The organism is Spiroplasma endosymbiont of Asaphidion curtum, from assembly GCF_964031085.1.
GTDB lineage: Bacteria > Bacillota_I > Bacilli_A > Mycoplasmatales > Nriv7 > Nriv7.
In genome coordinates this window covers 287,482-305,966 of the sequence record NZ_OZ035001.1, presented here as the reverse complement: position 1 = coordinate 305,966, position 18,485 = coordinate 287,482, and the positions used below count along the sequence as shown (strand labels likewise).

Annotated in this window: 21 protein-coding genes, 6 tRNA genes and 2 pseudogenes; 2 read left to right on the top strand and 27 right to left on the bottom strand. The window is 25.7% G+C overall.

Annotated features, from left to right (window positions below):
* Positions 1-23: 23 nt before the first annotated feature.
* Positions 24-1,397: a glycine--tRNA ligase gene (locus tag AAHJ00_RS01895; protein WP_425288879.1), complete on the bottom strand. Its 1,374-nt coding sequence runs from the start codon at positions 1,395-1,397 to the stop codon at positions 24-26.
* Positions 1,398-1,668: 271 nt separating this feature from the next.
* Positions 1,669-1,803 (bottom strand): annotated as a pseudogene (locus AAHJ00_RS01890) (IS5/IS1182 family transposase); the annotation flags it as partial.
* Positions 1,804-2,000: 197 nt separating this feature from the next.
* On the opposite strand from AAHJ00_RS01890, the gene AAHJ00_RS01885 reads away from it, so the two are divergent.
* Positions 2,001-2,246 carry a helix-turn-helix domain-containing protein gene (locus AAHJ00_RS01885; RefSeq protein ID WP_342224317.1) on the top strand — a complete coding sequence of 82 codons (246 nt, stop codon included), beginning with the start codon at positions 2,001-2,003 and terminating at the stop codon, positions 2,244-2,246.
* Here AAHJ00_RS01885 and AAHJ00_RS01880 read toward each other — a convergent pair.
* The 9 genes from AAHJ00_RS01880 to AAHJ00_RS01840 all read right to left on the bottom strand — a co-directional run bounded on the left by AAHJ00_RS01880 (position 2,243) and on the right by AAHJ00_RS01840 (position 7,907).
* On the bottom strand, positions 2,243-3,193 hold the full coding sequence (locus AAHJ00_RS01880; protein ID WP_342224316.1) for an IS30 family transposase: 951 nt from the start codon (positions 3,191-3,193) through the stop codon (positions 2,243-2,245). The genes AAHJ00_RS01885 and AAHJ00_RS01880 overlap by 4 nt on opposite strands.
* Before the next feature lie 25 nt (positions 3,194-3,218).
* Positions 3,219-3,629, bottom strand: a complete 411-nt coding sequence (locus AAHJ00_RS01875; RefSeq protein ID WP_342223623.1) for a helix-turn-helix domain-containing protein — start codon at positions 3,627-3,629, stop codon at positions 3,219-3,221.
* 89 nt (positions 3,630-3,718) lie between these two features.
* Positions 3,719-4,459 carry a hypothetical protein gene (locus tag AAHJ00_RS01870; protein ID WP_342224315.1) on the bottom strand — a complete coding sequence of 247 codons (741 nt, stop codon included), beginning with the start codon at positions 4,457-4,459 and terminating at the stop codon, positions 3,719-3,721.
* Between the two features lie 24 nt (positions 4,460-4,483).
* Positions 4,484-4,726, bottom strand: coding sequence for a hypothetical protein (locus AAHJ00_RS01865; RefSeq protein WP_342224314.1), 243 nt, complete (start codon positions 4,724-4,726; stop codon positions 4,484-4,486).
* A 165-nt stretch (positions 4,727-4,891) separates the two neighbouring features.
* Complete coding sequence (locus AAHJ00_RS01860) at positions 4,892-5,122, bottom strand: hypothetical protein (protein WP_342224313.1); 231 nt, start codon at positions 5,120-5,122, stop codon at positions 4,892-4,894.
* A 164-nt stretch (positions 5,123-5,286) separates the two neighbouring features.
* Positions 5,287-5,421: a hypothetical protein gene (locus AAHJ00_RS01855; RefSeq protein ID WP_256444888.1), complete on the bottom strand. Its 135-nt coding sequence runs from the start codon at positions 5,419-5,421 to the stop codon at positions 5,287-5,289.
* A 247-nt stretch (positions 5,422-5,668) separates the two neighbouring features.
* Positions 5,669-6,492 (bottom strand): IS5 family transposase gene (locus AAHJ00_RS01850; protein ID WP_342223477.1). Its coding sequence is split into 2 segments (ribosomal slippage): positions 5,669-6,096 and positions 6,096-6,492, totalling 825 coding nucleotides; the frame shifts between segments, so codons are not numbered across the junction.
* A gap of 515 nt (positions 6,493-7,007) precedes the next feature.
* Positions 7,008-7,830, bottom strand: a protein-coding gene (locus AAHJ00_RS01845) for an IS5 family transposase (protein ID WP_342223496.1) whose coding sequence is annotated in 2 segments (ribosomal slippage) — positions 7,008-7,434 and positions 7,433-7,830 — 825 coding nt in all. Because the reading frame shifts where the segments join, the coding sequence is not laid out codon by codon here.
* A complete protein-coding gene (locus AAHJ00_RS01840) occupies positions 7,779-7,907 on the bottom strand; it encodes a hypothetical protein (protein WP_342223927.1) in 129 nt (42 codons plus the stop codon). The genes AAHJ00_RS01845 and AAHJ00_RS01840 overlap by 52 nt, the downstream gene beginning before the upstream one ends.
* A 57-nt stretch (positions 7,908-7,964) precedes the next feature.
* Here AAHJ00_RS01840 and AAHJ00_RS01835 point away from each other — a divergent pair, with 57 nt between their 5' ends.
* On the top strand, positions 7,965-8,915 hold the full coding sequence (locus tag AAHJ00_RS01835; RefSeq protein WP_342223478.1) for an IS30 family transposase: 951 nt from the start codon (positions 7,965-7,967) through the stop codon (positions 8,913-8,915).
* A 106-nt stretch (positions 8,916-9,021) separates the two neighbouring features.
* On the opposite strand, the gene AAHJ00_RS01830 is transcribed toward AAHJ00_RS01835, so the two are convergent.
* The 16 genes and pseudogenes from AAHJ00_RS01830 to AAHJ00_RS01750 form a co-directional block, all read right to left on the bottom strand.
* Complete coding sequence (locus AAHJ00_RS01830; protein ID WP_342224312.1) at positions 9,022-9,348, bottom strand: hypothetical protein; 327 nt, start codon at positions 9,346-9,348, stop codon at positions 9,022-9,024.
* 546 nt (positions 9,349-9,894) lie between these two features.
* Positions 9,895-9,983: transfer RNA gene (locus AAHJ00_RS01825), tRNA-Leu, on the bottom strand.
* 5 nt (positions 9,984-9,988) lie between these two features.
* Positions 9,989-10,064: transfer RNA gene (locus tag AAHJ00_RS01820), tRNA-Lys, on the bottom strand.
* A gap of 10 nt (positions 10,065-10,074) precedes the next feature.
* Positions 10,075-10,149: transfer RNA gene (locus AAHJ00_RS01815), tRNA-Gln, on the bottom strand.
* A gap of 6 nt (positions 10,150-10,155) precedes the next feature.
* Positions 10,156-10,239, bottom strand: a tRNA-Tyr gene (locus AAHJ00_RS01810).
* A gap of 10 nt (positions 10,240-10,249) precedes the next feature.
* Positions 10,250-10,325, bottom strand: a tRNA-Thr gene (locus AAHJ00_RS01805).
* A 4-nt stretch (positions 10,326-10,329) separates the two neighbouring features.
* Positions 10,330-10,405, bottom strand: a tRNA-Val gene (locus AAHJ00_RS01800).
* Between the two features lie 130 nt (positions 10,406-10,535).
* Positions 10,536-11,818: pseudogene (locus AAHJ00_RS01795) on the bottom strand (glucose-6-phosphate isomerase).
* Positions 11,819-11,821: 3 nt separating this feature from the next.
* Positions 11,822-12,223 (bottom strand): hypothetical protein, encoded by a 402-nt coding sequence (locus tag AAHJ00_RS01785; protein WP_342224310.1) that lies wholly within the window; start codon positions 12,221-12,223, stop codon positions 11,822-11,824.
* Positions 12,224-12,357: 134 nt separating this feature from the next.
* Positions 12,358-12,921 (bottom strand): 5-formyltetrahydrofolate cyclo-ligase, encoded by a 564-nt coding sequence (locus AAHJ00_RS01780; RefSeq protein ID WP_342224309.1) that lies wholly within the window; start codon positions 12,919-12,921, stop codon positions 12,358-12,360.
* Between the two features lie 23 nt (positions 12,922-12,944).
* A complete protein-coding gene (locus AAHJ00_RS01775) occupies positions 12,945-13,358 on the bottom strand; it encodes an iron-sulfur cluster assembly scaffold protein (protein WP_342224308.1) in 414 nt (137 codons plus the stop codon).
* A complete protein-coding gene (locus tag AAHJ00_RS01770; RefSeq protein ID WP_342224307.1) occupies positions 13,345-14,565 on the bottom strand; it encodes an aminotransferase class V-fold PLP-dependent enzyme in 1,221 nt (406 codons plus the stop codon). Before AAHJ00_RS01770 ends, AAHJ00_RS01775 begins: the two co-directional genes overlap by 14 nt.
* 574 nt (positions 14,566-15,139) lie before the next feature.
* A complete protein-coding gene (locus tag AAHJ00_RS01765) occupies positions 15,140-16,108 on the bottom strand; it encodes an IS30 family transposase (protein WP_342224306.1) in 969 nt (322 codons plus the stop codon).
* A 131-nt stretch (positions 16,109-16,239) separates the two neighbouring features.
* Positions 16,240-17,063, bottom strand: a protein-coding gene (locus tag AAHJ00_RS01760) for an IS5 family transposase (protein ID WP_342223477.1) whose coding sequence is annotated in 2 segments (ribosomal slippage) — positions 16,240-16,667 and positions 16,667-17,063 — 825 coding nt in all. Because the reading frame shifts where the segments join, the coding sequence is not laid out codon by codon here.
* Between the two features lie 87 nt (positions 17,064-17,150).
* Positions 17,151-17,507, bottom strand: a complete 357-nt coding sequence (locus AAHJ00_RS01755) for a hypothetical protein (RefSeq protein WP_342224305.1) — start codon at positions 17,505-17,507, stop codon at positions 17,151-17,153.
* On the bottom strand, positions 17,470-18,378 hold the full coding sequence (locus AAHJ00_RS01750) for an Mbov_0401 family ICE element transposase-like protein (protein ID WP_342224304.1): 909 nt from the start codon (positions 18,376-18,378) through the stop codon (positions 17,470-17,472). Before AAHJ00_RS01750 ends, AAHJ00_RS01755 begins: the two co-directional genes overlap by 38 nt.
* Positions 18,379-18,485 lie beyond the last annotated feature (107 nt).

Sequence of the window (18,485 nt, the reverse complement as noted above, 5' to 3'; positions counted from 1 at the left end):
CTAGCTTTATTTCTCCTTACACTTTAATTTTGTTCTTGCAAGTGTTTAAGGTATTTTCTTAATTTTCTAACTTTTACTCGTTTTTGCACCATCGTGTCACGAAAACGAACCGTTACACTTCTTCTTCACCGTTTTAAGCTTTTAAAATCAATTGTAATACAATAAGGCGTTCCAATAGCATCTTGACGACGATATCTTTTCCCAATATTTTGCGTCTCATCGTAAGTTGCTAAAAAATCATTAGCTAACTCTTCATATAATTTATACGCTTCTTCATTTAATTGCTTACTTAAAGGTAAAATAGCAATATAATAAGGAGCCAAATTGTGATTTAATCGCAATATCGTGCGTTTACTATTATCTGGCAAAATCTCAACATCATAAGCATCATTTAAAATGGCCAACATTAATCTGCCAACACCGACTGACGGTTCAATAACATTCGCGAATATCTTCGCATTTAATTCTGAATCTAAATAACTTAAATCTTCACCACTATGTTCACTATGCGTTTTTAAATCAAAAGAAGAACGATTACTAATACCCCATAACTCTTGCTTACCAAAAGGAAAATTATATTCAATATCCACAGTTCGCTTCGCATAATGAGCTAAAACACTATCTTCGTGTTCATTTAAACTAAAATTATCCTGTTTAATACCAATATCTAGTAAAAATTGTTGACAATAACTTAATCAATAATCAAATCACTCAGTTTGATCATTAGGATTAAAAAAAAATTCCAATTCCATTTGCTCAAATTCTCTTGTCCGAAAAATAAAGTGTCCCGGAGTAATTTCATTACGAAAAACTTTTCCAATTTGGCCAACCCCAAAGGGCAATTTCTTTCTTAAACTTCGTTGAATATTTTTGAAATTTACAAAAATTCCTTGCGCTGTTTCTGGCCGTAAATAAACAACACCTTGTTCATTTGCTAAAACCCCTTGTTGAGTTTTGAACATCAAATCAAATGAACGAACCGCTGTAAAATTATTATTCTTACAATTAGAGCACACAACTTGATGTTCTTTTAATAAGACTTGCAATTCATCAGCACGCAATTTTTGAAAATCAACAGTCACATTGTTTAACAAATGATCCACTCGAAACCGCTTAATACAACTTTTACAATCCACAAATAAATCGTAAAAATTATCAAGATGCCCCGAAGCCTTCCAAACACTACTGTTCATAATAATGACACTATCCAGTCCAACATTCAAAGGATGCTTCGTCACAAACCGTTCCCATCACAAATGTTGCAAACGATTTTTCAACTGTGCTCCCAACGGACCATAATCCCAACTATTACTTAACCCACCATAAATTTGCGAACCCTGAAAAACAAAGCCATACTCCTTCAAATGATTAACTAACAATTCCATTCTCTTATTAATATCCGCCATAGTAACCCCGCTCTAAAAAAACAAAGACCCAAGACATTATTCATTCAAATACTACTTAAATAAAACCCGAGTTCTTCACAATAATTGTATTAAATTTTTATTTATTTTTATATATGCAATAGCAATATCTACATGCACCAAGCAAGTATAGAATATACCGTATATTTTGTCAACCTATTATAAGGGTGTGTTTGTGTGGTTCATACACACATATTACACAAATTCACTAATTTTAAACATTAGACTTGGTACATAACTATAACTAGCTTAATTCAAAATTATATATTCCTGAAATTAAGTTAAATCGTAATCCAAATCTTCTAATCTTATTGCCATAACGATAAACTAGTATTTTAAATCTTTTTAATCTAGCAAAAACATGTTCAATGGCAATTCTAACTTTATTTAAAAATGTAAATCACACACAGTTATTAGACTATGCTTCTCTTAATTGATTTCATCATACCATATTTTGTATTATTAAAATGCTGAATTATACTTGTAAGTGCAAGTAAATAAAATTGCAAAAAATCTCATATAAAAATTTCATGATGCTAAGTTTATTTTAGAAAAAACAAAGCAAGGAGTTTTTATATGGGTTACAAACATCTTGGCATATATGAAAGAATTTATATTGAGAATCAATTGAAGTTTAAAGTAAAAATTAGTGAAATAGCTAAAAATCTTAATCGAAGTATTAGTACTATTATTCGAGAAGTCAATAGAAATAAAGATAGTAATCATTATTTTTCATTAATTGCACAAAATAAAGCAGAAAACAGAAAACAATCACATGTTTATTTTCATAATTTGCCAAATTGTAAAGTTAAGTGCAACTAAATTATTTTTCTAACCAAATATTCGATTGGTGAAAGATAATTTAGTATTTTTCTTGGTCTTTGGTTTAAAGACAATATAAATTTATGAACTGCATTTTTAGTAGTATTTGAAAAATTAAATTTTTTAGGAAATTTTTCTCTAATTAAACCATTAGTATTTTCATTAGTACCTCTTTGTCAAGGCGAATACGCATTAGCAAAATAAATTTTCACATTTAAATTTTTTTCAAATTGTTGTCAATTAGAAAATTCTTTACCCCTATCAAATGTTATAGTCTTAACAAGATTATTTGGAAGAATTGATAAATAATGGCTAATGTTTTTGTTAACAACTTTAGTAGTTCTATTTTCAACTAACATTGCTAAAGTAAATCTTGATGTTCTTTCAACTAAAGTTATTAAACATGATTTACTTTTACCTCGTGATGATACTACAGTATCACCTTCTCAATGACCAACAGTTATACGATTATTAACATTAATATTTCGTTCTTTAATTGATTTACCATTAAATTTACCGCGATTTTCTTGAGATTTTCGTTTCTTACCTTTTCTTCTTAAATTTTTATTAGTAACTTTTTCAAGTAATCCAGAATAAATTCAATTGTAAATTGTTTTAAAACTAATAATTCATTCTTTATGAAAATTTTTAATTCTGCCATAAATTTGTTCAGGCGATCAACCTAATAGTAATTTTTGTTGTACATATTTTACTAATTCTCTATTTTTAAACTTATGAAAATAAACATGTGATTGTTTTCTGTTTTCTGCTTTATTTTGTGCAATTAATGAAAAATAATGATTACTATCTTTATTTCTATTGACTTCTCGAATAATAGTACTAATACTTCGATTAAGATTTTTAGCTATTTCACTAATTTTTACTTTAAACTTCAATTGATTCTCAATATAAATTCTTTCATATATGCCAAGATGTTTGTAACCCATATAAAAACTCCTTGCTTTGTTTTTTCTAAAATAAACTTAGCATCATGAAATTTTTATTAGTAACTTTTTCAAGTAATCCAGAATAAATTCAATTGTAAATTGTTTTAAAACTAATAATTCATTCTTTATGAAAATTTTTAATTCTGCCATAAATTTGTTCAGGCGATCAACCTAATAGTAATTTTTGTTGTACATATTTTACTAATTCTCTATTTTTAAACTTATGAAAATAAACATGTGATTGTTTTCTGTTTTCTGCTTTATTTTGTGCAATTAATGAAAAATAATGATTACTATCTTTATTTCTATTGACTTCTCGAATAATAGTACTAATACTTCGATTAAGATTTTTAGCTATTTCACTAATTTTTACTTTAAACTTCAATTGATTCTCAATATAAATTCTTTCATATATGCCAAGATGTTTGTAACCCATATAAAAACTCCTTGCTTTGTTTTTTCTAAAATAAACTTAGCATCATGAAATTTTTATATGAGATTTTTTGCAATTTTATTTACTTGCACTTACAAGTATAATTCAGCATTTTTAGCATCAATTAAGGTGTTTCGTCAGCGTTCATATTCTTCAATGCTAGTAAAGGTCCCATAGATAACTTTTAAGTAGGGACGAAAAATATTAACTGGTTTTTTACGAATGCCCACAATCACATTATTGGCAATATCACGAACTTTAACTCAAATATGTTTATCTCTTTGACCGCTAGCGAGAATAATATGACCAAAATGCCGTGCCAGAGCGAAATATTCTTGAATACCGGTTTCTTCGTTTTTGATATTATTTTTTTCTCAATCAGTTCCTTCTAAAAATAAGTTGGTTTCATCTCATAAAAGTAAGGTTTTGTCTGGCAATACCGGATAATCAAAGTCTAACAATCCCATATGCCCTAAGCTTAATTTTTGGGTTTCTAGTAATGGAAAGGTTGATGCGATGTGATATTTCTTCTTTTTTAATAATTTTGATGCGTATACTAGAAAAGCGGTTTTTCCAGTTCCTAATGAACCAATCACAATATTTAATGGTGAGTTTTTTAAGAAATTAATAACTTTGTTAATTTGTGTTAAATTACCGATTTTAAAAAGGAAAATTAAAATACAACCCGCTAAAAATAAATAGCTTACAATGTTTTTAAAATAACCGTTGTAAATGTATCAAATTGCTCCCCAATGTCACAAAATTAAAAATGAGGTGCGATTCAATTCAATAAAATGGTTATTTTTTTCTATTATTCATTTGCAAAATTTCATCTTGCACCTCACTTTATTTTTTTGTTATCGTACCGCTCCAAGTAATTTTTCAAACATTTTAAAGCAAATAAAGAATATTGCCAAAATAAATGGGAAAATGAAGATTCAGTAGTCAGCAAAGAAGTTACCGACTTGTGGCATATTAACAGCAATAATTTCTCACATTTTAGTAAACGCTGTTATAATTGCGTTTCACAATTTAGTCATCGCGTCACTAGCTGTTATCTTTGTTACTGCTGGTGCATCAACTAAGAAAGTTCCAATCATATAATCACCTCCTTTCTCTTTAAAACATTCATCATTTATATTCAAAGTTTTTCTTAAATTTGTTAAAACCACGGTTAACCTTAACACGATTGTATTTTTTCCTAATTAATTTTGAATTTCTTTGGGAATGCATCACAATGTAACTTCTCGACATTACTTTTGCCTCTATCTAAATACTGATATGGTTTTTCAAAGTAGCATTAGCATAAATCACACCATAATCGCTGTTAAGAATCAAAAAGCAATGTTTGCTATTAAAAGTCAAAGTGTTTTTTGGGTTAAATCAATTTCTTTACCACCACTAATATGAGCCGAAATAGTTGTAATTTGAATAAATAAATCTCAGAAAGTTTGTTTAATTTGTTCTCAATTAAATTCTTTTAAATTTACTGTCATTTTTTATCTCCCAAAAATCATTTTTATTGGTAAATACATAATTGAAATTAATGCGAAAAGAAAAGTGATGATAATAATTAATCCGGCAATAAACGCAACTTGTGCAGGCATTTTTTCTATCGGAATAAACAGTTCTAAGAATTCCATGATAATTTTTCAAAACATTATTTTTTATCCGCGTTATTTTCTTTTGAATTAGGAGCTTTAACTCATTCCTCAAAGCGGGCAATAAATACTTTTTCGTCTTTCGTGAAATTACCAGTATTATTTTTAATGGCATTTTTATATTTAATTCGCATTTTTATTTTGGCATAAATTTTATAAGCAAAATATGCCAATAGCATGATGCTGATAATAATAAATATTAGACTTCTTGCATTACTTATTAAAATAATTACAAATTATTTGTAAATAAAAAATACTATATAGTAATTTCTAACTTTTATTAGGTTAATACTTATGGATTTTATTAAATGTGTAAATTTTGACACAACAAAAAATTATTTTATTATTTAAATTTAATTTTAAATAAATATTTTATGTTATCTATAATTGCAAATTATAAATTGAAGCAATTAAATTAAATCTTAAACTAAATCGTTTTCTACGATTACGATATTTTTCAGTAATAATTTTAAATTTTTTAAGAATAGCAAAAATATTTTCAATAATAATTCTCATTTTTGAAATTAATTTATTATTATGTTTTTGTTCTTTATTTAAAGGGTTTTTCTTTGTTTTTTTCTTAGGTATTAGAACATTACTATGAATTTTTTGTATTCCTTGATAACCATTATCAACTATTAATTTAGTATTTTTTAAAATTGGGATTTTTGATTCTTTAAATAAACAAAAATCATGCTTTTTACCGAGAGAAAAATTTGTTGCAATAATTATTTTGCTTTCTTTTTCAATAATTACTTGTGTTTTAATAGTGTGTTTTTTCTTTTTTCCTGAATAAGATTGTTTTTGTCTTTTTTTGGGCGTTGAATGGGTGTTTCTGTAGCATCAATAATAATTGTTTTATCATTAAAATAATCATTTATTAATGCTTTTTTACCAGCAAGTTGTTGAAAATCAGGATGTTTGATTAAAATATCTTCAATTCACTTGATATTTCGATAACAACTAGCTTCACTAATATCAAAACTTTTACCAAGATGAAAATAAGTACGATATTCTCGTCAATATGATAAAGTCATCAATAATCTATTTTCTAATGATAATTTATTATTTTTACCACCTCTTTTAAACTTTTTTAACTCAGCTTCTTTTAAAATATTTAACATTTTATTAAAAGTACTTTGCTTTATTCCAGTTAATCGTAATAATTCTTTATCATTAATAAAATTAAATTTATCAAATTTCATAATCTTAAATTCCTTATAATTTCTATTTTAAATATATTTTATAGGAATTTTGTTTAATAAATAAGTAATGCAAGAAGTCTACTGTTTTTTATTAATTCCAGAACATTAAGTTTTTTTAAATGATAAGTAGTCATAATATATGTTGATGAATAAATAACTGTAATAATAGCAAAACTAACTAAAATTACTCATCAAACTAAGGAGAACGGAATTATTAAATTAAAGAAATTTTGTAAGATATAAATAAAGATGGTCGCTGTTGTTCAAACTAATAGCACACCGCCAATAAATCCAATTAATACTGAAGGAAGAAACATTGTCAGAATTAAGTTATTAGACTTCTTGCATTACTTATTAAAATAATTACAAATTATTTGTAAATAAAAAATACTATATAGTAATTTCTAACTTTTATTAGGTTAATACTTATGGATTTTATTAAATGTGTAAATTTTGACACAACAAAAAATTATTTTATTATTTAAATTTAATTTTAAATAAATATTTTATGTTATCTATAATTGCAAATTATAAATTGAAGCAATTAAATTAAATCTTAAACTAAATCGTTTTCTACGATTACGATATTTTTCAGTAATAATTTTAAATTTTTTAAGAATAGCAAAAATATTTTCAATAATAATTCTCATTTTTGAAATTAATTTATTATTATGTTTTTGTTCTTTATTTAAAGGGTTTTTCTTTGTTTTTTTCTTAGGTATTAGAACATTACTATGAATTTTTTGTATTCCTTGATAACCATTATCAACTATTAATTTAGTATTTTTTAAAATTGGGATTTTTGATTCTTTAAATAAACAAAAATCATGCTTTTTGCCGAGAGAAAAATTTGTTGCAATAATTATTTTGCTTTCTTTTTCAATAATTACTTGTGTTTTAATAGTGTGTTTTTTCTTTTTTCCTGAATAAGATTGTTTTTGTCTTTTTTGGGCGTTGAATGGGTGTTTCTGTAGCATCAATAATAATTGTTTTATCATTAAAATAATCATTTATTAATGCTTTTTTACCAGCAAGTTGTTGAAAATCAGGATGTTTGATTAAAATATCTTCAATTCACTTGATATTTCGATAACAACTAGCTTCACTAATATCAAAACTTTTACCAAGATGAAAATAAGTACGATATTCTCGTCAATATGATAAAGTCATCAATAATCTATTTTCTAATGATAATTTATTATTTTTACCACCTCTTTTAAACTTTTTTAACTCAGCTTCTTTTAAAATATTTAACATTTTATTAAAAGTACTTTGCTTTATTCCAGTTAATCGTAATAATTCTTTATCATTAATAAAATTAAATTTATCAAATTTCATAATCTTAAATTCCTTATAATTTCTATTGCTGAATTATACTTGTAAGTGCAAGTAAATAAAATTGCAAAAAATCTCATATAAAAATTTCATGATGCTAAGTTTATTTTAGAAAAAACAAAGCAAGGAGTTTTTATATGGGTTACAAACATCTTGGCATATATGAAAGAATTTATATTGAGAATCAATTGAAGTTTAAAGTAAAAATTAGTGAAATAGCTAAAAATCTTAATCGAAGTATTAGTACTATTATTCGAGAAGTCAATAGAAATAAAGATAGTAATCATTATTTTTCATTAATTGCACAAAATAAAGCAGAAAACAGAAAACAATCACATGTTTATTTTCATAAGTTTAAAAATAGAGAATTAGTAAAATATGTACAACAAAAATTACTATTAGGTTGATCGCCTGAACAAATTTATGGCAGAATTAAAAATTTTCATAAAGAATGAATTATTAGTTTTAAAACAATTTACAATTGAATTTATTCTGGATTACTTGAAAAAGTTACTAATAAAAATTTAAGAAGAAAAGGTAAGAAACGAAAATCTCAAGAAAATCGCGGTAAATTTAATGGTAAATCAATTAAAGAACGAAATATTAATGTTAATAATCGTATAACTGTTGGTCATTGAGAAGGTGATACTGTAGTATCATCACGAGGTAAAAGTAAATCATGTTTAATAACTTTAGTTGAAAGAACATCAAGATTTACTTTAGCAATGTTAGTTGAAAATAGAACTACTAAAGTTGTTAACGAAAACATTAGCCATTATTTATCAATTCTTCCAAATAATCTTGTTAAGACTATAACATTTGATAGGGGTAAAGAATTTTCTAATTGACAACAACTTGAAAAAAATTTAAATGTGAAAATTTATTTTGCTAATGCGTATTCGCCTTGACAAAGAGGTACTAATGAAAATACTAATGGTTTAATTAGAGAAAAATTTCCTAAAAAATTTAATTTTTCAAATACTACTAAAAATGCAGTTCATAAATTTATATTGTCTTTAAACCAAAGACCAAGAAAAATACTAAATTATCTTTCACCAATCGAATATTTGGTTAGAAAAATAATTTAGTTGCACTTAACTTTACAATTTGGCTATTTTAAATATATTTTATAGGAATTTTGTTTAATAAATAAGTAATGCAAGAAATCTATTAATCCAATCGCAATATTCATTTTTAAACCCCTTTAAAATAGTTATAATTTATATCTTTTTTGTTGTTTTCTTTTTCGGCAATGAAGAAGCTTAATAATTCTTGTCCCTTAATTAATTTGGTTTCATTTTCTTTTTGATTAATTGAAATTACTTGATATTTATTATCTTTTATTATCCCGATGCAAATAGAATTTTCATATTTTCCTTTATAAACAAATCGCTTTGGAAACCAAATACCGATTTGTTCATTAAATCACGGAATTTTTGGTGCTTTAATAAGCATTGCGTTTTGTGTTTCTTTTAAAAGATATTTCTTAGTATTTAAGAAAATGTTTTCAATGTTTTTCATAGTAAGTTACCTTTCTTATAGATAAACTAAGTTATATTAACTAAGTTAGTTAACTTAGTTTTTTAAACACTTATATATCGCAGATTTAAGTGTTTAACAAGCTTTGTTATTAAATTTTGTTTTTTAATTAGATAAAGATTTTAATAATTTTAAACTTAGCATACCCCTATATAGAAATTTCTACACTTTAATATCCGCATCCTACCCTTGGAACTAATTTAATAGCGTGTATATTTTTAGAAAATCCACCCATTCATTTTTTTATTGCAAAATGAAACAAATTGCTATAGCTAATAGGGTGTTATCTATCAACTGGTAAAACTTCTTTCGGTTATGGCGACCACCCACAATTTATCGTGCTTTAATACATACCAACATTATTAATTCACTTGTATTTAATTTTCAAAGAACAAAATTTTAACACCTCATAAAATAAAAAGACAATCATTGCTGACTGTCTTAAATACTTATTCAAATCTTTACCCACCTAAGAAAACTTTATGCGTCCAATAAAAAAAGCAGAATATTCTGCTTTAAATTTTTTTATGGTACCTAAGGTCGGACTCGAACCGACACAAACTTTAACATTTACTGGAGCTTAAATCCAGCGTGTCTACCAATTCCACCACTTAGGCACTAATGGTACCCCGTGCAAGGCTCGAACTTGCGACCCTCTGGTTAAAAGCCAGATGCTCTACCAACTGAGCTAACGGAGCATATTAAATTTGGCTGGGGAGGGTGGATTTGAACCACCGCATCAAGGAGTCAAAGTCCTTTGCCTTACCACTTGGCTACACCCCAACATTATGGTGGAGGGAGAGGGATTCGAACCCCCGAACCCAAAGGAGTTGGTTTACAGCCAACCGTGTTTAGCCACTTCACTATCCCTCCAAATAATTTATGGTGCTGGCTATAGGAATTGAACCTACGACCTACCGCTTACAAGGCGGTTGCTCTGCCTGCTGAGCTAAGCCAGCAAAATGGTGGGTTGTGACGGGATTGAACCGCCGACCGCTCGCTTGTAAGGCGAGTGCTCTCCCAGCTGAGCTAACAACCCATTTAATTTAGGACTTTATAATAATATAAAAAAACATTCTCATTGTCAATTATTTTATCTTTAAAAATCCTAAATATATATAGCAATTTAAAGTATTACTTATTTAAAATTAAATAATCCTTTAATTATTTTAACTCTTACCTAATAACTTAAACATTTTTTTCTTATATACTTCAACACCTGGTTGATTAAAAGGATTAACTTCTAGTAAATAAGCACTCATTACACAAGCTTTAAAGAAAAAGTATACTAAGTAACCAAACATTATTTCATCCATTGTTTCTAACTCTAAAACAATATTAGGAACTTTCCCCTCATTACTATGAGCATCAATTGTTCCTTCTAAAGCTAAAGCATTAATTTGATGTAAAGAATAATTAGTTAAATAATTTAATTGATCTAAATCATCACTATTAGTAGCAATTTTAACATCTAAAGGTGGTTTTTTAACTTGTAAAACTGTTTCAAATAAAACTTTACTTCCCTCTTGAATAAATTGTCCTAAGGAATGTAAATCAGTAGAAAAATTAACACTAGCAGGTAAAATTCCTTTACTATCTTTTCCTTCTGATTCACCAAATAACTGTTTTCATCATTCAGCCAAACTAGACATCTGACTTTCATAACTAACTAGCATTTCTAAAGGATATTGCTTTTCTTGATGTAATATTGTTCGCACGACAGCATATTTATATGCTTGGTTTTCCAAGGTATCATTATTTAAATCTATATGTGCTTGATTAGCTCCCAGCATAACCTTATCAATATCAATTCCTGCCATTGCCATTACAAAAATACCAACAGGCGTTAATACTGAAAATCTGCCACCAATATCATCAGGAATAACTAAAGTTTCATAACCTTCTTTATCAGCTAAATTTTTTAAAATTCCATTTTTAGCATCAGTAGTAGCAATAATCCTTGTTTTAGCAATTGCTTTACCTTTTTGTTGTTCTAATAAATCTCTAAAAAGACGAAAAGCAATCGCTGGTTCGGTTGTACTTCCCGATTTAGAAATAACATTACATTAATAGCAAATTCCTTATCTTTAACATATTCTAAAACTTGATTAGTATATGTTGATGATAATGTATTACCAACAAATATTATTTCTAATGAATCTTGGGAATATAATCCTTTAATCATATCAATAGCTGCTTTAGCGCCTAAATAAGAACCACCAATTCCAATAACAATCAAAACTTTAATTTCAGGAATTAATCGTTTAGCAATGGTTTTCATTGCTTCTCATTCAGTTTTATTATAATTTTTTGAATCAACTCAACCTAAAAAAATACTGCCAAGACCTTTCCTTTCAGTAATCATTGTTTTATGAATTGAATGAACTTTATCTTGATATTTATTAAGTTCTTGATTTGTTAAGTGTGTATAACTAATATTTGTTTTAACCATATATTATTTGCCTTTTTCACCAGTTTGTTCACTATTAACAATTCATTCCGATAAGTTATTAGATAAATCTTCAAATCCTGCTCCTGATTCTTTAATAAAAACAGACCCACGATTTTCTTCTTCCTTAACAATTGCTTTATGACTTAAACTTAGTTGCCTTTTATCAGCATCATATCCTAACACTTGTAAGAAATATATTTTATCAACTTCTGCAAATTCATTAATATCTTTAACAAATCCATCAGAAAACTGACTAATATGACACAACCCAGTTACTAGCTCCTCTGACTTTGGCTGTGGAGAAGTAATGTCATCACTATCAACATAGTTTTCAACAACATAAAACACACCTCATGGTAAAATAGCAGTACATTTTACTCTAACAACGTCACCTTTTTTATACATAAAATCTCTCCTTTGATTTCAGTAAATATTTTTATATATTCACATGATATTTAATTATAACATTGAGAAAAATAAATATTCATTTTTATTTACAAAAAATTTACTTTTTATAAAAAATATAAATACTTTAAAAATTAAAATCTTTCAATTCCAATTTCAGTTATTACTTGATGCATTAAAACATCATTTTTATCAACTGTTATTTTTTCTATAGTTTTTTGTCAACTATAACCAATTCCAATAATTGGATTTTTAAAATTTACTAAAGTTCGGTCATAATATCCTTTCCCATAACCAACTCTAGCGCCGGTACCATCATACGCTAAAAATGGTAAGAAACAAATATTAATTTCCGAAGTCATTAACATTTTACATTGCAAATTAGGTTGTAAAATATTGTAATCATTATCAATTACTAAATCATCAAAACTAGTAATTTGATAAAATAATAAAGAATTATCATCTTGCATTCTTGGTAATCCAACAATCTTGTCATTATTAAAACAAAAACTAATTAAAGGATTAACATTAATTTCTCCCCTAATAGGTGAAAATAATCCAATTATTTTTGCTTTTTGAAAATCGTCATTATCAGTAATAAAATTAATAATTTTCTGATCATATTGCTCTTTATCACCTTTTGCCATTGCTAATCTTACTTTTAAAGATGATTTTCGTAATAAATGTTTATCAAACATCGCAAGCACCTCCTTATAATTTATTATAACATCATTAAAAAACCAGTACTTGCTAATAATGAACACTGCTTACGATTTGGTTGCTTTTTAGTATGAGTAAATACAATTAAGTCTTCTAAAATAACACTATCATAATCTTTAACATTAATCATTAACAAATAATTATTTAAAATTGCTATTGCTTGATGTTTTGGTTTATTAGTAATGGTTTGACAAATCAAGTCAGCACTAGAAGTTGCAATTGCACAAGCATAACCCATAAAACGAGCTGAAACAATAACATCATTGATAACTACTAACTGTAAATTTAACTGATCAGCACAACTTAAATTCGGTTGCAATCGTTCAATTGCTTGGTTATGTTCAATAAAACCTTGATACTGAGGATTTTGATAATGATTAATAATTATCTTTCTTCATTCATTATAAGAAATCATCAATGAAATTACCTCCTGTTTTTAATGCGATAATTAATTTATCAACATCTTCTTTAGTATTATAAATATAAAAACTAGCTCTTAATGAACTTTTAACACCAAGTACACGATCAATTAAAATAGCACAATGAACACCACTACGAAGACAAATATTATGGTTATTAGCTAAATTAACTGATACATCATGGGCAGCAACATTATTAACATTAAAAACTAAAATGCCACTTTTAGCATTAGGATTATAAATTGTTATATCTAAATTTTCCCTTCGTATTTCATTAACAGCATAATCTTTTAAACTAGTAATATAATTATGAATTGTTTCTAAACCTATATTTTGTAAATACTTAATCGCTTCTTGTAAACCAAAAATACCAGCAATATTTTGCGTTCCTGATTCAAAACTCATATATCCTTGTAGTAAAGAATATGTTCCGTTCTCATTAATAGTAGCCTTATTACCACCGCCTAATAACATTGGTGCTAATTTAGATAACATTATATTTTTTCCTCATAAAATAGCAATACCCGTTGGTCCTAACATCTTATGACCAGAAAATACTAAAAAATCAATATCTCAATCTTGAACATCAGTTTTAATATGACCAACTGATTGGGCACCATCAATAATAACAATAATATTAGGATTATATTGTTTAATTGCTTGACAAATTGCTTTAGTATTATTAACAGTTCCTAAAACATTACTTATATTTGCAAAACTAACAATTTTAGTTTTCGGTGTTAATAATTTTTTAATATTAGTAATAGTAATTGTTAAATCTTCCAAACCAATATATTTAATCTTTGCTTGTTTAGTTTTTGCTAAACGATACCAAGGTAATAAATTAGAACTATGTTCAGCCATTGTTAATAAAATCTCATCATCCTTAGAAATTAATGCTTCTAACCCTAATGCCAATTGATTTAATCCAAAAGTAGTTGAAGGAATAAAGATAATCTCACTATCCTTACCATTAATAAATTCAGCAACTAGTTTACGAATTTTTTGAATATTCTCATTACAATCATACGCTAGTAAAAAATCAGTATTATGAGGATTAGTAGAATACTTTAAATAATAATTAATAATATTATCAATAACACATTGTGGTTTTAAACTAGTAGCACTATTATCTAAATAAACAATATTTTTATTTTTCTGAAAAAAGGGAAAATCTTTCTTAATATTTTTTATATCTGTCATTAATTAATTTCTTCCTTTCTATCTTTAACTATTTTAATAATTCATTTAATTATTAGACTTGGTACATAACCCTCAATTTTATCTACTATTTTGATAATATTATTTTCTAGATGAAACACAAATATTAGATAAATATAAAGATGAAAGTGAATTTTATAGTTTGGTAGGTGCAAAATGTTATAGTTATGTACCAAGTCTAATATATATCTACAAATATTAGATATAAGAATTTTTAATAACTTTAAGAAATTATTATTTAATTAACTACTAGTATATTTTACCTAATTTAGGCGATAATTGCTATCCTTAACATAAAGTACCCGTAGGGCGCATAAAGTTTTCTTAGGTGGGTAAAGATTTGAATAAGTATTAAGGACAGTCAACAATGATTGTCTTTTTATTTTATAAGGTGTTAAAATTTGTTCTTTGAAAATTAAATACAAGTGAATTAATAATGTTGGTATGTATTAAAGCACGATAAATTGTGGGTGGTCGCCATAACCAAAAGAAGTTTACCAGTTAATAGATAACACCCTATTAGCTATAGCAATTTGTTTCGTTTTACAATGCTGAATTATACTTGTAAGTGCAAGTAAATTATTTTTCTAACCAAATATTCGATTGGTGAAAGATAATTTAGTATTTTTCTTGGTCTTTGGTTTAAAGACAATATAAATTTATGAACTGCATTTTTAGTAGTATTTGAAAAATTAAATTTTTTAGGAAATTTTTCTCTAATTAAACCATTAGTATTTTCATTAGTACCTCTTTGTCAAGGCGAATACGCATTAGCAAAATAAATTTTCACATTTAAATTTTTTTCAAGTTGTTGTCAATTAGAAAATTCTTTACCCCTATCAAATGTTATAGTCTTAACAAGATTATTTGGAAGAATTGATAAATAATGGCTAATGTTTTCGTTAACAACTTTAGTAGTTCTATTTTCAACTAACATTGCTAAAGTAAATCTTGATGTTCTTTCAACTAAAGTTATTAAACATGATTTACTTTTACCTCGTGATGATACTACAGTATCACCTTCTCAATGACCAACAGTTATACGATTATTAACATTAATATTTCGTTCTTTAATTGATTTACCATTAAATTTACCGCGATTTTCTTGAGATTTTCGTTTCTTACCTTTTCTTCTTAAATTTTTATTAGTAACTTTTTCAAGTAATCCAGAATAAATTCAATTGTAAATTGTTTTAAAACTAATAATTCATTCTTTATGAAAATTTTTAATTCTGCCATAAATTTGTTCAGGCGATCAACCTAATAGTAATTTTTGTTGTACATATTTTACTAATTCTCTATTTTTAAACTTATGAAAATAAACATGTGATTGTTTTCTGTTTTCTGCTTTATTTTGTGCAATTAATGAAAAATAATGATTACTATCTTTATTTCTATTGACTTCTCGAATAATAGTACTAATACTTCGATTAAGATTTTTAGCTATTTCACTAATTTTTACTTTAAACTTCAATTGATTCTCAATATAAATTCTTTCATATATGCCAAGATGTTTGTAACCCATATAAAAACTCCTTGCTTTGTTTTTTCTAAAATAAACTTAGCATCATGAAATTTTTATATGAGATTTTTTGCAATTTTATTTACTTGCACTTACAAGTATAATTCAGCTTTTAAATAAATATTTTATGTTATCTATAATTGCAAATTATAAATTGAAGCAATTAAATTAAATCTTAAACTAAATCGTTTTCTACGATTACGATATTTTTCAGTAATAATTTTAAATTTTTTAAGAATAGCAAAAATATTTTCAATAATAATTCTCATTTTTGAAATTAATTTATTATTATGTTTTTGTTCTTTATTTAAAGGGTTTTTCTTTGTTTTTTTCTTAGGTATTAGAACATTACTATGAATTTTTTGTATTCCTTGATAACCATTATCAACTATTAATTTAGTATTTTTTAAAATTGGGATTTTTGATTCTTTAAATAAACAAAAATCATGCTTTTTACCGAGAGAAAAATTTGTTGCAATAATTATTTTGCTTTCTTTTTCAATAATTACTTGTGTTTTAATAGTGTGTTTTTTCTTTTTTCCTGAATAAGATTGTTTTTGTCTTTTTTTGGGCGTTGAATGGGTGTTTCTGTAGCATCAATAATAATTGTTTTATCATTAAAATAATCATTTATTAATGCTTTTTTACCAGCAAGTTGTTGAAAATCAGGATGTTTGATTAAAATATCTTCAATTCACTTGATATTTCGATAACAACTAGCTTCACTAATATCAAAACTTTTACCAAGATGAAAATAAGTACGATATTCTCGTCAATATGATAAAGTCATCAATAATCTATTTTCTAATGATAATTTATTATTTTTACCACCTCTTTTAAACTTTTTTAACTCAGCTTCTTTTAAAATATTTAACATTTTATTAAAAGTACTTTGCTTTATTCCAGTTAATCGTAATAATTCTTTATCATTAATAAAATTAAATTTATCAAATTTCATAATCTTAAATTCCTTATAATTTCTATTTTAAATATATTTTATAGGAATTTTGTTTAATAAATAAGTAATGCAAGAAGTCTATTATATTTATTTTAATGAATTTTTATATATTTCTTTTCTGATTTCTATTTCTGAATTAATATTTTCATTAATGTAATGTAATACATTTAATTTGTTTAAATTTGCCATTTTTAAATGTAGTAGATTATTTAAATTCTTATGATTATATATTTTTGCCCCATATCCTAATTGTTGTTTTACTAAATGCGATACATCACTTTCAATGCTACAACCGATATTTCATTCTAAATTTTGATGATGAATGCCGTGCTTATTATTACTGAAATAATTACTTGCCTTCCTTAAATTTGTTTTAATATCTTTATTTAATTCATTTTTAGCAATATTACGAATGGTTTTGATTAATTCTTGATAGATTGCCATCCTTATATAATTTAATTCAACTATTTAGTGTTACTTTGCGATTTTCAAAAATAATATTAAATGCTGTTTGTTTTAATTTTTTAATAGCGTGATAACCATCTAAAATATATCTAACATTACCAAAACTATTGGCAATTTTTCTAATTCAAGTAGCGCCATCGCCACAAACAATTATTTTGTCATAATTAATATTCAAATAATGTTTTTGTAATTCTCTAATTAATAAATCACGATAATCCATCGTATTTATTTGTTTACCAATTTTTAACATTAAAAAATGACCTCGTTTGTTTTCTAACGCTCTACGAGCATTTTTATAATTTTTTTCTTTATGTCCAGTATGAAAAGTAACTAAACGAATTCTTTGGTCTTGTTTAACTTTCTGATCTAATGTCGCTAAAAATGTCTCATCTAGTTGAATATATAAGTCCTTATTTTTGACATCAATTCTAGTTTTAGTTTCTTTTTCTGCTAGTTGAAAATATTCGGCAATATCATATTTATTTAAAATATTTGAAATGCTACCTTTTGAAATATAACAATGATTTAGAGCATCTAAAACATCACGATAGCGCTTGCCATCACCTAGAAGACTTAAAACTTTAAATTGGACATCAAAATAAATGCGTTGTTTAGGTAATAAACCAATTTCTTTATCTAATAAACATACATATTCAAATTTACCTGATTTTTGATTTCAATATTTATATCGGCGTCGCTTAAAAACAACTTCACCAAAAATTGTAATAATTGTTCTTGTTGCAAAATGAACTACTTTATAACCTTGGTTTAACCGATAATGATATTTATATAAGTATTCATCTAATTTTTCATATTCATTAGCTAATTGTTCACATTTGTTAGTGTACATATTTTTATGAGTTGTAAATAAACTTAATCAATGCTTGTTTTCTATGGTTTTTACATTAGACTTCTTGCATTACTTATTTATTAAACAAAATTCCTATAAAATATATT